This window comes from Agrobacterium sp. 22-226-1 (genome assembly GCF_053522345.1).
On sequence record NZ_JBNWCP010000023.1, the window covers coordinates 21,579 to 33,903 of the forward strand.

Annotated in this window: 11 protein-coding genes; 3 read left to right on the forward strand and 8 right to left on the reverse strand. The window is 60.2% G+C overall.

Annotation, left to right across the window (positions count from 1 at the left end):
* Positions 1–186: 186 nt before the first annotated feature.
* The 8 genes from nirD to ACQZ5K_RS25020 all read right to left on the reverse strand — a co-directional run bounded on the left by nirD (position 187) and on the right by ACQZ5K_RS25020 (position 9,148).
* The gene (gene nirD, locus ACQZ5K_RS24985) at positions 187–522 is read right to left on the reverse strand and encodes a nitrite reductase small subunit NirD (protein WP_092732271.1); all 336 of its coding nucleotides are present in this window, start codon (positions 520–522) and stop codon (positions 187–189) included.
* Positions 523–527: 5 nt separating this feature from the next.
* Positions 528–2,975 carry a nitrite reductase large subunit NirB gene (nirB, locus tag ACQZ5K_RS24990; protein ID WP_137005155.1) on the reverse strand — a complete coding sequence of 816 codons (2,448 nt, stop codon included), beginning with the start codon at positions 2,973–2,975 and terminating at the stop codon, positions 528–530.
* Positions 2,976–2,980: 5 nt separating this feature from the next.
* On the reverse strand, positions 2,981–3,778 hold the full coding sequence (locus ACQZ5K_RS24995) for an ABC transporter ATP-binding protein (protein WP_137005156.1): 798 nt from the start codon (positions 3,776–3,778) through the stop codon (positions 2,981–2,983).
* A gap of 13 nt (positions 3,779–3,791) precedes the next feature.
* Positions 3,792–4,685: a nitrate ABC transporter permease gene (gene ntrB / locus ACQZ5K_RS25000; RefSeq protein WP_137005157.1), complete on the reverse strand. Its 894-nt coding sequence runs from the start codon at positions 4,683–4,685 to the stop codon at positions 3,792–3,794.
* A 115-nt stretch (positions 4,686–4,800) separates the two neighbouring features.
* A complete protein-coding gene (locus ACQZ5K_RS25005) occupies positions 4,801–6,093 on the reverse strand; it encodes a CmpA/NrtA family ABC transporter substrate-binding protein (RefSeq protein ID WP_137005158.1) in 1,293 nt (430 codons plus the stop codon).
* A 379-nt stretch (positions 6,094–6,472) separates the two neighbouring features.
* Positions 6,473–7,759 (reverse strand): CmpA/NrtA family ABC transporter substrate-binding protein, encoded by a 1,287-nt coding sequence (locus tag ACQZ5K_RS25010; RefSeq protein ID WP_448741769.1) that lies wholly within the window; start codon positions 7,757–7,759, stop codon positions 6,473–6,475.
* A 34-nt stretch (positions 7,760–7,793) separates the two neighbouring features.
* Positions 7,794–8,381, reverse strand: coding sequence for an ANTAR domain-containing response regulator (locus tag ACQZ5K_RS25015; protein WP_003519752.1), 588 nt, complete (start codon positions 8,379–8,381; stop codon positions 7,794–7,796).
* A gap of 101 nt (positions 8,382–8,482) precedes the next feature.
* Positions 8,483–9,148 carry a GntR family transcriptional regulator gene (locus ACQZ5K_RS25020; protein ID WP_137005160.1) on the reverse strand — a complete coding sequence of 222 codons (666 nt, stop codon included), beginning with the start codon at positions 9,146–9,148 and terminating at the stop codon, positions 8,483–8,485.
* A gap of 266 nt (positions 9,149–9,414) precedes the next feature.
* Between ACQZ5K_RS25020 and ACQZ5K_RS25025 the strand changes: the two genes are divergently transcribed.
* The 3 genes from ACQZ5K_RS25025 (at position 9,415) to ACQZ5K_RS25035 (ending at position 12,324) form a co-directional block, all read left to right on the forward strand.
* Positions 9,415–10,656: an NRAMP family divalent metal transporter gene (locus ACQZ5K_RS25025; protein WP_448741770.1), complete on the forward strand. Its 1,242-nt coding sequence runs from the start codon at positions 9,415–9,417 to the stop codon at positions 10,654–10,656.
* 79 nt (positions 10,657–10,735) lie between these two features.
* Positions 10,736–11,503, forward strand: coding sequence for a LamB/YcsF family protein (locus tag ACQZ5K_RS25030; RefSeq protein WP_448741771.1), 768 nt, complete (start codon positions 10,736–10,738; stop codon positions 11,501–11,503).
* Between the two features lie 11 nt (positions 11,504–11,514).
* Positions 11,515–12,324 carry a putative hydro-lyase gene (locus ACQZ5K_RS25035; protein WP_078052196.1) on the forward strand — a complete coding sequence of 270 codons (810 nt, stop codon included), beginning with the start codon at positions 11,515–11,517 and terminating at the stop codon, positions 12,322–12,324.
* Position 12,325 lies beyond the last annotated feature (1 nt).

Genomic DNA, 12,325 nt, shown 5'->3' on the forward strand with positions numbered 1-12,325 from the left:
ACCCCCCTCTGTCCTGCCGGACATCTCCCCCTCAAGGGGGGAGATCAATCGCGGCACAAACTTCCATTCACAACTGGCGTCGTCGCCGGTGGAGAGGGAACGAGGAGCCCTCCGCTTGTCGATCTCCCCCCTTGAGGGGGAGATGCCCGGCAGGACAGAGGGGGGTAAAGCCACCGCCATCGCAATTCACTCCGCCGCAATCATCAGGGTTTCGAGCGCTATCGAAAGCCTTCCATCCAGATTACGCACTGGAATGGTCCGCACCTCGCCCTCATCCGCCCCCAGCGCCTTGCCGGTTTCCAGCGAAATGACCCAATTATGCAAAGGACACGTCACCGAAGCGCCATGCACGATGCCCTGGCTCAGCGGCCCGCCCTTGTGCGGGCAATGGTCCTCGATGGCGAAGACTCGATTTTCCGCCGTGCGGAACACGGCGATCTTGCCCATCGGCGTTTTTACGCAACGCGCGCCGCGAAGGGGAATGTCGGAGATATCGCCAATATCGATCCAGTTGCTGTCCATCGTTCTCACTCCGCCGCCTCACTGAAACCGATCGCCGCCATGGGCCTGAATTCGTGCTTGTCGTGGCCGGATACGCGTTCCGACCAGGGATCGACCTGCGCGAATTTTTGGCTGAAGACGAAGCGATCGAAATAGGCCTTGCGCTTTTCCGCATCGTCCATGATCTGGCGGCGGATTTCGTCATAACCGATGCGCTTGGCCCATTTGTAGATGCGCTCGAGATAGCGGGCCTGTTCGCGATACATCTGCGTCAGCGCCACGATATGCTCCAGCGCCTCATCCTCGGTTCTGACAAGACCCAGAATTTCCGTGCCCTTAATATCGAGACCGGCGGCACCGGCGAAATGGATTTCGAACCCGGAATCGACGCAGATGACACCGATATCCTTGCAGGTGGCCTCGGCGCAGTTGCGCGGACAGCCGGAAACGGCGAGCTTCAGCTTGGCGGGTGTCCACGAGCCCCACATGAATTTTTCGATGCGGATGCCAAGGCCGGTGGAATCCTGCGTGCCGAAACGGCACCATTGCTGGCCGACGCAGGTTTTGACCGTGCGCAAACCTTTGGCGTAAGCCTGGCCGGAAATGAAACCAGCCTTGCCGAGATCGGCCCAGACCGCCGGCAGATCCTCCTTCTCGATGCCGAGAAGATCGATGCGCTGGCCGCCGGTCACCTTCACCATCGGGATTTCGAACTTGTCGACCACATCGGCAATCGCCCGGAGCTCGGAGGAAGAGGTGACGCCGCCCCACATGCGCGGCACGACGGAATAGGTGCCGTCCTTCTGGATATTGGCGTGGACGCGCTCATTGATGAAACGCGACTGGTAATCGTCGGCATATTCATCCGGCCAGTCGCAGACGAGGTAATAATTGAGCGCTGGCCGGCATTTGGCGCAGCCGCAGGAGGTCTTCCATTCCAGCTCCTGCATCACGGCCGGGATGGTCTTCAGCCCCTTGGCCTTGATGAGACGGCGCACATCGTCGTGGCCGAGATCGGTGCATTTGCACATGGGCTGCACGGCAGCGGGGTTATAACTGTCGCCGAGCGTTATCGTCATCAGCTGCTCAACAAGGCCGGTGCAATTGCCGCAGGAGGCGGACGCCTTGGTGTGGGCGCGCACATCGTCCAGCGATGTCAGCCCCTTGGACGTGATGGCCGATGTGATCTTGCCCTTGCAGACGCCGTTGCAGCCGCAGATTTCCGCATCATCCGGCAAGGCTGCAACGGCCGCCATAGGGTCCAGCGGCGACCCTCCCTGATAGGCTTGACCGAAGATCAGGGTTTCGCGCATGGCGGAAATATCGGTCGATTTTTTCATCAGATCGAAGAACCACGAGCCGTCCGCCGTCTCGCCGTAAAGCACCGCGCCGATGATGCGGTTTTCCTTGAGGATCAGGCGCTTGTAGACACCTGCCGTGGCATCGCGCAGCACGATTTCCTCGCGGTCGTCACCTTCGGCGAAATCACCGGCGGAAAACAGGTTGATGCCGGTGACCTTCAGCTTGGTATTGGTGACGGAGCCGTGATACTCGGCCGAACCGCCGCACAGCCGGTCCGCCAGCACCCGCGCCGATTCATAAAGCGGTGCAACGAGGCCATAGCACATGCCGCGATGCTCGGCGCATTCGCCTAGCGCATAGATCGAGGCGTCCGAGGTCATCATGCCGTCATCCACCACGATGCCGCGATTGACAGCGATGCCGGCCTCCTTGGCAAGACCCGAGGCAGGACGGATGCCGACCGCCATCACCACCATGTCACCCTTGATGACACGGCCGTCTTCCAGCTCGATGCCTTCGACCTTCTCCTCACCCAGAATGCATTTGGTATTGGCCTTGGTGATGATGTCGATGCCGCGCTCATTGAGCGCCTTTTCCAGAAGATAGGCGGCGGCCGGATCGAGCTGACGCTCCATGATCGTCGGCATCAGGTGGATGACGGTGACATCCATGCCCTGACGCTTGAGGCCATAGGCGGCTTCCAGCCCGAGAAGACCGGCGCCGATGACGATGGCGCGGCCCTTGCCCTCGGCGATCGCCAGCATCTTTGTCACATCGTCGAGATCGCGGTAGGCGAGCACGCCCGGTAATTGATGGCCGGGGACGGGAATGATGAAGGGCAGCGATCCGGTGGCGATCACCAGCTTGTCGTAGGAAACCGTGATGCCGTTTTCGCTGGTCACGGTCTTCCTGTCGCGGTCGATGCCCGTGACCTTCGCGCCCTTGTGCAGCGTGACATTGTTAGCCGCATACCATTCGTCATTGTGGATGACGATGTCTTCATAGCTCTTTTCGCCCGAGAGCACGGGCGAGAGCATGATGCGGTCGTAATTGACGCGCGGCTCGGCGTTGAAAATGGTGACGTCGTAAAGGCCGGGAGCGGTTTCGAACAGGTTCTCCAGCATGCGCCCCGGCGCCATGCCATTGCCGATGATGACGAGTTTTTGCGTCATGGTCGTTACTCCGCGGCTTCGACGAAGCGGTGACGTTCGTAAAGGAACTTCAGCACGGCCTCGCGGCATTTGAGGTAGGTCTTGTCGGATGCAAGCTCGATGCGGTTGCGCGGGCGTGCCAGCGACACCTCCAGCACTTCGCCGATATGGGCGGCCGGACCGTTGGTCATCATCACGATACGGTCGGAGAGCAGCACCGCCTCGTCGACATCATGGGTGATCATGACCATGGTGTTGCCGAGCCGGGCGTGGATTTCCATCACCGCATCCTGGAGATGGGCACGGGTCAGCGCATCCAGCGCACCGAAGGGCTCGTCCAGCAGCAGGATCTTCGGCTCCATGGCAAGCGCCCGGGCAATGCCGACACGCTGTTTCATGCCGCCGGAAATTTCAGACGGTTTCTTGTCTTTCGCATGGGCCATCTGCACGAGATCAAGATTGCGCATGACCCAGTCATGCCGCTCGGCCCGTGTCTTGGTATTGCGGAAGACCTTCTCGACGGCGAGGTTCACGTTTTCATAAACCGAAAGCCAGGGCAGCAGGCTGTGGTTCTGAAACACCACGGCGCGCTCCGGACCCGGCTCGTTGACTTCGCGGTTTTCGAGCAGAACGGCGCCGGCAGACACTTTCGTCAGCCCGGCAATGAGGTTGAGCATGGTGGACTTGCCGCAGCCGGAATGGCCGATGACGGAGACGAATTCGCCTTTTTCGATGGTGAGATTGATGCCTTTCAGCACCTCGGCGCGCGAGCCGCCCTTGTCGAAATATTTGTCGATGTGATCGAGCTTCAGATAAGCGTTCATGATCGTCGCCCTTTCAGTTGGCCGCAGCGCCGCGGGTGATGACCTTGCCGAGCGCCGCCACCAGCTTGTCGAGCACGAAGCCGACGACGCCGATGTAAACGAGCGCCACGATGATGTCGGGCAGGCGCGAGGAGTTCCACGCATCCCAGATGAAGAACCCGATGCCGACGCCGCCGGTCAGCATTTCCGCCGCGACGATTGCGAGCCACGAAAGGCCGACACCGATACGCAGGCCGGTGAAGATGTAGGGTGCCGCCGAAGGCAGCATGATCTTGAAGAAGAATTCCAGCTGGTTGAGCCGCAGCACCTGCGCCACGTTGCGGTAGTCCTGCGGAATATTGCGCACGCCGACTGCCGTATTGATGATGACCGGCCAGATGGAGGTGATGAAGATCACGAAAATGGCCGAAGGATTGCTGTCCTGAAACGCGGCCAGCGAAAGCGGCAGCCAGGCAAGCGGCGGCACGGTGCGCAGCACCTGGAAGATCGGATCGAGACCGCGCATGGCCCAGACAGACTGACCGATGACAGCGCCGAGGATGATGCCGGCAATGGCGGCAAGGCCGAAACCGTAAGCCACACGCTCCAGCGAGACCAGCACGCGCCAGCCAAGGCCGATATCCTGCGAACCGTTATGGAAGAACGGCGATACGATGAGATCGTAGCTCTCCTCGAAAACCTGGCTCGGCGGCGGCAGCGATGAGCCGGGGGCGGAACAGAGCAATTGCCAGACGCCTAGCAGAATGGCGAGGACGATGAACGGCGGTACGATGTTGCGGGCCGCCGCAGCACCCCATTTGCGCAAATCGATCCGCGAGGCGGATTTCGGCGCAAGTGCCACGACGTTTGCCTTCTGCGCTACCGGCTGCTGCGGCTCTTCGTTGAATTTTCGGGCCAATGCGGACATGGGCATTTCCTCTTGATTTCGGTTGCGGTCTGGGGCTCGCCCCTCATCCGGTCTTCAGTCGCGCCGGTTGGGCAGCGCACCTGGCGGATGAGGGGCGATACCCCGGGTCTCCTCCTCAGGAGGCCGCCTTGATGGACAGGCTTTCGAGATAGGCCGACGGATTTTCCGGGTCGAAGACCTTGCCGTCGAAGAAGGTTTCCTTGCCGCGCGAGGTGGAGGCGGGAAGATCGGCGACGCCGAGATCCTTGGCCGCCGCGCGCCAGATATCCTCACGGTTCACCTTCTCCACCAGCGCCTTCACATCCGTGTCGGGTGCGAATTTGCCCCAGCGGATGTTTTCCGCGATGAACCAGCTGTCATGGCTGCGGAAGGGATAGGAGGCATGGTCCTGCCAGAACTTCATCTGCAGGCCGGTGTTTTCGAGAACACGGCCGTTGCCGTAATTGATATTGCCCTTCAGGCGGCCAAGCACATCCTTCGGCGGCACGTTGAACCATTGGCGTTTGCCGAGGATGGTGGACATTTCCTCCTTGTTCGCCATTTCATCGCACCATTGCTGCGCCTCCATGACAGCCATCAGCAGCGCCTTGGTGGCGTTGGGGTTCTTTTCCACCCAGTCGGCGCGCATGCCGAGCGCCTTTTCCGGATGGCCCTTCCAGAGTTCGCCGGTGGTACAGGCGGTGAAACCGATGCCCTGATTGACGAGCTGCTCATTCCAGGGTTCGCCCACACAGAAGACGTCCATATTGCCGACCTTCATATTGGCGACCATCTGCGGCGGCGGAACAACGATGGTTGAGACGTCCTTGTCCGGATCGATGCCGCCGGCGGCCAGCCAGTAGCGGATCCACAGATCATGCGTGCCGCCGGGGAAGGTCATGGCAGCCTTGATTTCCTTGCCTTCGGCCTTCTTCTTCTCGAAAGCCGCCTTCAGCTTGGAGGCATCCAGCTGAACGCCGGTTTCGGCATATTCCTTGGCGACGGAAATGCCCTGGCTGTCGAGGTTGAGGCGGGCGAGGATGGTCATCGGCACCGGCACATTGTTCTGGGTCACCTTGCCGGTATGCATGAGATAGGGCATGGGCGTCAGAATATGCGCACCGTCGATGCCGTTCGATGCGCCGCCGAGCACGAGATTGTCGCGCGTGGCACCCCAGGAGGCCTGTTTCAGAACCTCGACATCCGGCATGCCATGTTTGGCGAACAGGCCCTTTTCCGCCGCAATGATGAGCGGGGCGGCATCGGTGAGCGCGATAAAGCCGATTTTCGCGCCCTTCACCTCTGGCTCGGCGGCGGCTGCGAAAGCACCGGACGGAAAGGCCACGCGCACGGCGCTGACAAGGGCCGCGGTGGCTGTCGTCTTCAATATCGTGCGGCGGCTGACATCGCCGGAGAATATCTTTTTCATTCGCATGTTCCCCTTATTGGGCCACCTCTGCGGGTGACGTTTTCGCTTGCGAAAAAACCTGAAAATAAAAAAACGCCGCTCGGTGTTTGCGCCTGTGGAACGGGAGGTGTTCCGGGCAGCAAAACCTTGCGACGTCTATGTCTTGTGAAAGCGCCTATGCCGCGCCTTGCTCGCCCCGATCGTCGTTGACCGGTGCAAAAAACAAGATGCAAGTGGCGTGCCAGTTTATAAAAACAAGATTATATTATTGAAATAAAAGAGTGTTTTTAAAAATCTAACTACTGATTAAATTTTAACCGGCGCGTTTTCTGTCTTCCATTTGTGCAAAGAGAAGAATTTCGCGCTTGAAATTTGCGCAGCCCGCAAGGCACGACGCCGCTTACGTCTCGCCTGAAGTCGGAGAAAACGGCGCGGCGATGCGCACGGAAAAGGCGTTCACGTAACCTGGAATGTCGGCGGGATCGAATACGAGGCCATCCACGAAACGGTCCTGCTCTTCCTGCCCTTCGATGCGGATATCGGCATCGTCAGGTGCATTGGCGTCGCCCAGCGCCGCCCGATAAATATCCGGCCGGTAGGCAGACAGGGCGGCCTCCACACCGGCCTGTGAAAACTCGGCCTGCCCCCAGCGGATCATCTGGCTGTAGATCCACAATGCCTGGCTCTGGCGCGGATAATTGGCGTGACCGCCGTGGAAGATGAAATAATTGTCGATCACCCGGCGGTTGCCCTGGCTGTCTATGCTGAACTCACCGGCAAGCACACGGCGGATGATGCCTTCCGGTGCGCCGATATAACGGGGATCGGCAAGAGTTGCGCTGAGATCATCGTGATTTTCGGCAAGGTCGCACCAGCGCGCGGCGGCATCGAGCGCCATCAGCAGCCGTCCGACCGTTTCCTGCTGGTTTTCCGCCCATTCGGGTCGCATGCCGATGACTTTTTCCGGTGCGGAAGGCCACAAATCCTGCTTGGCCGCAACGATCCGGCCGACACCGCGCTCGGCGGCGACGATGTTCCACGGCGCTCCGACGCAGAAACCGTCAATGGCCCCTGCGGCAAGCGCATCCGAGGTCAATGGCGGCGGCACCACCACAAGCTTGACATCGTGATCGGGGTGAATGCCGCCGGCGGCAAGCCAGTAGCGAAACTCGTAATTATGCGATGAAAACGGATAGGTCATGCCGAGCGTCGGCGGCGGCTCGCCGCGGGCGCGCATATCATCGAGCACCCGCTTCAACGCCTCGGCGTTTTCAAGCGCTCCTGCCGTTTCGGAAAGCCCGGTCAAAGCCTTCATCCGCGCAAACAGCCGGGTCGAAAGCGTGATCGCATTGCCGCCGCGTCCGAGTGAAAAGGGCGTGATGGTCGGCGACGGGTTGGAGCCGAGCCCAAGCATGGAAGCGACGGGCATCGGCGACAGCATGTGGGCGATATCGAATTGCCGAAACGCCAGCCGGTCGCGCACATTCGCCCAGGAAACATCCTTGACGAGATCGAGCGAAAGGCCTTCGCGTTCCGCGAAACCGAATTCGGCCGCAGCAATCAGGACGGACGCGTCGACAAGCGGAATAAAGCCAGCACGCAGGATTTTCTGCCGGTCGCTGCCGACGACTGCCGGTGCTTGCGTTACTCCGCTGTCTGATCCGGCCGTTTTTTCCGGTGCCGCCATATCATTCACTCCACACTGTACGACCGGCGGTTCGTCACATCAACAGACCGGCCGCGGTGACCACGCTTTGCGCGATCTCGGAAATCTTCTTCTTCTCGTTCATCGCGGTTTGCCGCAAAAGCGCAAAAGCCTCCTCTTCGGAAAGGCCGCGCATCTTCATCAGAATGCCCTTGGCGCGCTCGATGACCTTGCGTTCCTCAAGCGCCGATTTCGCTTCGGCAAGTTCCCGCTGCAAACGGCTGAAGGCATTGAAACGGCTGACCGCCATATCGAGAATGGGCTTGACCCGCTCCTTCTTCAGCCCGTCCACCACATAGGCGGAAACGCCCGCCTCGACGGCCGCCTCGATGGACGCGGTATCGGAACGATCGACAAACATGGCGATCGGCCGGCCGACCGTGCGGGTAAGCTGGAACAGATGCTCCATCATGTCACGATTGGGATTTTCAAGATCGATGAAGATGACATCGGGCTGCAGCGTCTCGATGGTGCGCGCCACCCCGTTCACCTCATGGATGACGGTGACGCGATGATAGCCGGCCTCGCGCAGCCCCTCCTCGATGATGGAGGCGCGGATCGCGTTTTCGTCGATAACGAGAATGGTCAGGTCGCGAAGCGTCATGTCAGCATTGATGACGCAGCGCAGCAAACTTGGCAATCGGCTGCGGCTGCAAAAAATGGCGGGAGCGGCAAGGGTCGTTTTCTCCCCTGCCGCGCGTCATGTCAGGAAGCGTGTTCGACGGCGCGTTCAAGCGCCTTCAGAACCGTCCGCTCGGACAGATTGAGATAGATTTCCATCTCGTCGCCGGCCTCTTGCGCCTTGCCTTCCTCCATCAGCGACAGGATCTTGCTGTTCATGTCCACGAAGGGGGAATGAAGCTGTTCGGGATCTTTCAGCAAGCCGAAACAAAGCCTGAGTTCAGCGGCGATACGCTCGTAAAAATCGCTGAGGCGAACGCTGTCGAGAAGATCGACAACGGCGGCGTGAAATTTCATGTTGGCGCTGCCCACACCCAGCCAGTCGGCATCTTCACGCTTGACCTTGGCGTCCTCGACCGCTGCCCGCATCGTCTTGATTGCGGGATGCTTGTGCCAGGCCTGGCGAAGTGCGCCGCATTCCACCATGCGTCGCACCCGATAAATATCGATGACCGAGGACATGGTGGGAACGGCGACGAACACGCCGCGATTTGCCTCGTGGCGCAGAAGCCCGTCCTTGGTCAGCAACCGGAAAGCTTCGCGCAGCGAATTGCGCGAGACGTCGAAACGTTCACTGAAGGCTGCCTCTGATAGGCGCTGTCCCGGCATCAACTCGCCGGAGATCAGCAGGGTGCGAATACCCTTGGCCAATCGATCCGCAAGCGGCAGACCCTCTATCGTTTCGGTCATGGCGCTCCTTTCCTTAAGAGCAATGCAGCATCGGGAATTCCGTGACAGGCATGTTCGGACACGGCATGATTGCCCATAGCACAAAGCATTAGCAAAGCACGAAAAAAACGTGATTAAATCCTGCTCATTACGTCCAACAAATGGACAAAATGAAAGAACGATAACTTTATATTGTTGAACAAAGTTGACAATTTCGCAGAACAGGACAAGATCGTCCGCATAAAGCATCCGCGAGGGGCGGATTGCGACAGGAGCGGAGAAAATCCATGGAGCAGAAAAAGCTCACCCCGACTGCCGATATGAAAATGTCAAAACGCGCATCCCTGATGGGGGCGATCTTCCTGATGGCGACATCCGCCATCGGTCCCGGCTTCATCACGCAGACGGCGACATTCACGACCCAGCTCGGTGCCGCCTTCGCCTTCGGTATCCTCGCCTCCATCCTCATCGACTTCGTCGTCCAGCTCAACATCTGGCGTATCGTCACACTGACGCGCATGCGCGCATCCGATATTGCCAATGCCGCTATTCCCGGCTCCGGTTATCTTCTGGCCATTCTCGTCATTATCGGCGGCCTGTTCTTCAACATCGGTAATATTGGCGGCACCGGCCTTGGCCTGAACGCCATTTTCGGGCTGGACCCGAAAATCGGCGGCGCCATCAGCGCGGTCTTTTCCATCGCCATCTTCGTTTCCAAACGCGCAGGCCTTGCCGTCGACCGGTTCATCATTTTCGCCGGCATCCTGATGATCGTGCTGACGCTTTATGTGGCCTTCGTTTCCGCACCGCCGGTGGGTGACGCCTTCCGCCAGACCTTCCTGCCGGATACGATCAATTTCGCGACCATCACCACCATCGTCGGCGGCACCGTCGGCGGCTACATCACCTATTCCGGCGCGCACCGGCTGCTGGACCGGGGCATGGTCGGCATCGAAAACCTGCCTGCCGTCAACCGCGCGGCGCTGACCGGCATCGCCGTCACCGGCGCCATGCGCTATGTGCTGTTCCTCGCCATTCTCGGCGTCGTCGCCAGCGGCGTCATCATCGATACGTCGGGCCAGGCCGCCAACCCTGCCGCACAGGCCTTCCGTTCGGCTGCAGGCGATCTCGGCTTCCGGCTCTTCGGCATCATCTTCTGGGCAGCGGCCATCACCAGCGTCATCGGTGCGGCCTATACCTCAGTTTCATTCCTGCCCGTCTTCAAGCAGGACATGACCGAACGTGCCCGCAACATGGCGACAGTCGTTTTCATCGCCGTCTCGCTTGTCTGCTACCTGCTGATCACCACGCCGCCCGCCGCCATGCTGGTCTTCGTCGGCGGCCTGAACGGCCTCATCCTGCCCATCGGCCTCAGCATCTTCCTGTTCGCCGCTTGGAAGCGTGAAGACCTGATGGGCGGCTATCGTTACCCGCGCATCCTGCTTGTGCTTGGCGTTCTGACCTGCGCATTGACATGGTACATGGGCTACAAGTCCGCCGGCACCATCTTCGGCCTGCTCGGCCTGTAATAAACTAGTGTTTTTAAGCATTTTCCGGACGCAAAACCGCTACGCACTTTTGCTGGAAATGCTCTAAAGGGAGGCAAACATGGCCGCTATCGATCTCAACAGCGATCTTGGCGAAAGTTACGGCGCATGGCGCATGGGAGACGATGAGGCGATGCTCGCCATCGTTTCCAGCGCCAACATCGCCTGCGGATTTCATGCCGGCGATCCGGCCGGCATCTACCGCACCGTCAAGGCGGCCGCCGAAAAAGGCGTGGTCGTCGGCGCCCATGTTTCCTATCCGGACCGCGTCGGCTTCGGCCGCCGCGATCTGGACGCGACCTCGGAAGAACTGATTGCCGATGTCATCTACCAGATCGGCGCGCTGAAAGGCGTCGCCGCCGCTGCCGGCGCAACGGTGCGTTACGTCAAGCCGCATGGCGCACTTTACAACCGCATCGCCAACGACGCGAAACAGGGACAAGCCGTCATTGACGGCATCAAGGCCATCGATCCTTCACTGGTGCTGATGGGCCTTGCCAACGCCCCCATTCTCGATCTTGCCCGCAAGGCAGGTCTTGGCGTCGTCGCAGAAGCTTTCGCGGATCGCGCCTATACGCCTCAGGGCCAGCTCGTCTCCCGCCGCGAAGCCGGTGCCGTGCTGCATGACGCGGCCAAAATCGCCGACCGCATGGTGCAGCTTGCCCGCGAAGGCACGCTGGAGGCCATCGATGGCAGCATCATAAAAATTGAGGCGCAATCCATCTGCGTGCACGGCGACAGCCCCGGTGCCGTCGCCATCGCCCAGGAAATCCGCCGCCGTTTCGAGGCTGATGGTATCGACATCCGTTCTTTCGCATCCAATCGTTGAAAGGATAGCCGATGACGATACCGACATCCTATCTCAACCACACGGACGCCGACGCCGCACGAAAGGCCCGTGCGACCTATCGCGACGGCCTCGTTGCCCCAACTTCCGGCATTGCGCCCGGCTTCACGCAGGCGAACATGATCGTGCTGCCGCGCGACTGGGCCTTCGATTTCCTGCTTTACGCGCAGCGCAATCCCAAACCCTGCCCGGTGCTGGATGTCTCCGATCCCGGTTCGCCGACAACGCTGCTCGCGCCCGGCGCTGATCTGAGAACCGACCTGCCGCTCTACCGCATCTGGCGGGACGGCAAGCTCGTCGAGGAAACAGCGGATGCAACCGCCGCCTGGGCGGAGCGCGATGATCTCGTCGCCTTCCTGATCGGCTGCAGCTTCACCTTCGAAACGCCGATGGTGGAAGCGGGCATCGAAATCCGCCATATGACCGACAAGAGCAATGTGCCGATGTATCTCACCAACCGACCCTGCCGCCCGGCTGGTCGGCTGAAGGGCAATATGGTCGTTTCCATGCGGCCAATCCCGGCCTCACGCGTGGCCGATGCTGCGACCATTTCGGGACGTTTTCCGGCCGTACACGGGTCACCCGTGCATGTCGGCGCACCGGAAGAGATCGGCATTACCGATCTTTCGAAACCAGATTTCGGCGATGCGGTGCGGATCGAGCCGGGTGAAGTTCCGGTGTTCTGGGCCTGCGGCGTCACACCCCAGGCCGCCGTGATGGCGTCGGGCGTACCCTTTGCGATCACCCATGCGCCGGGGCACATGTTCATCACCGACATTCCCGATTCAGCCTATCACGCGTGAG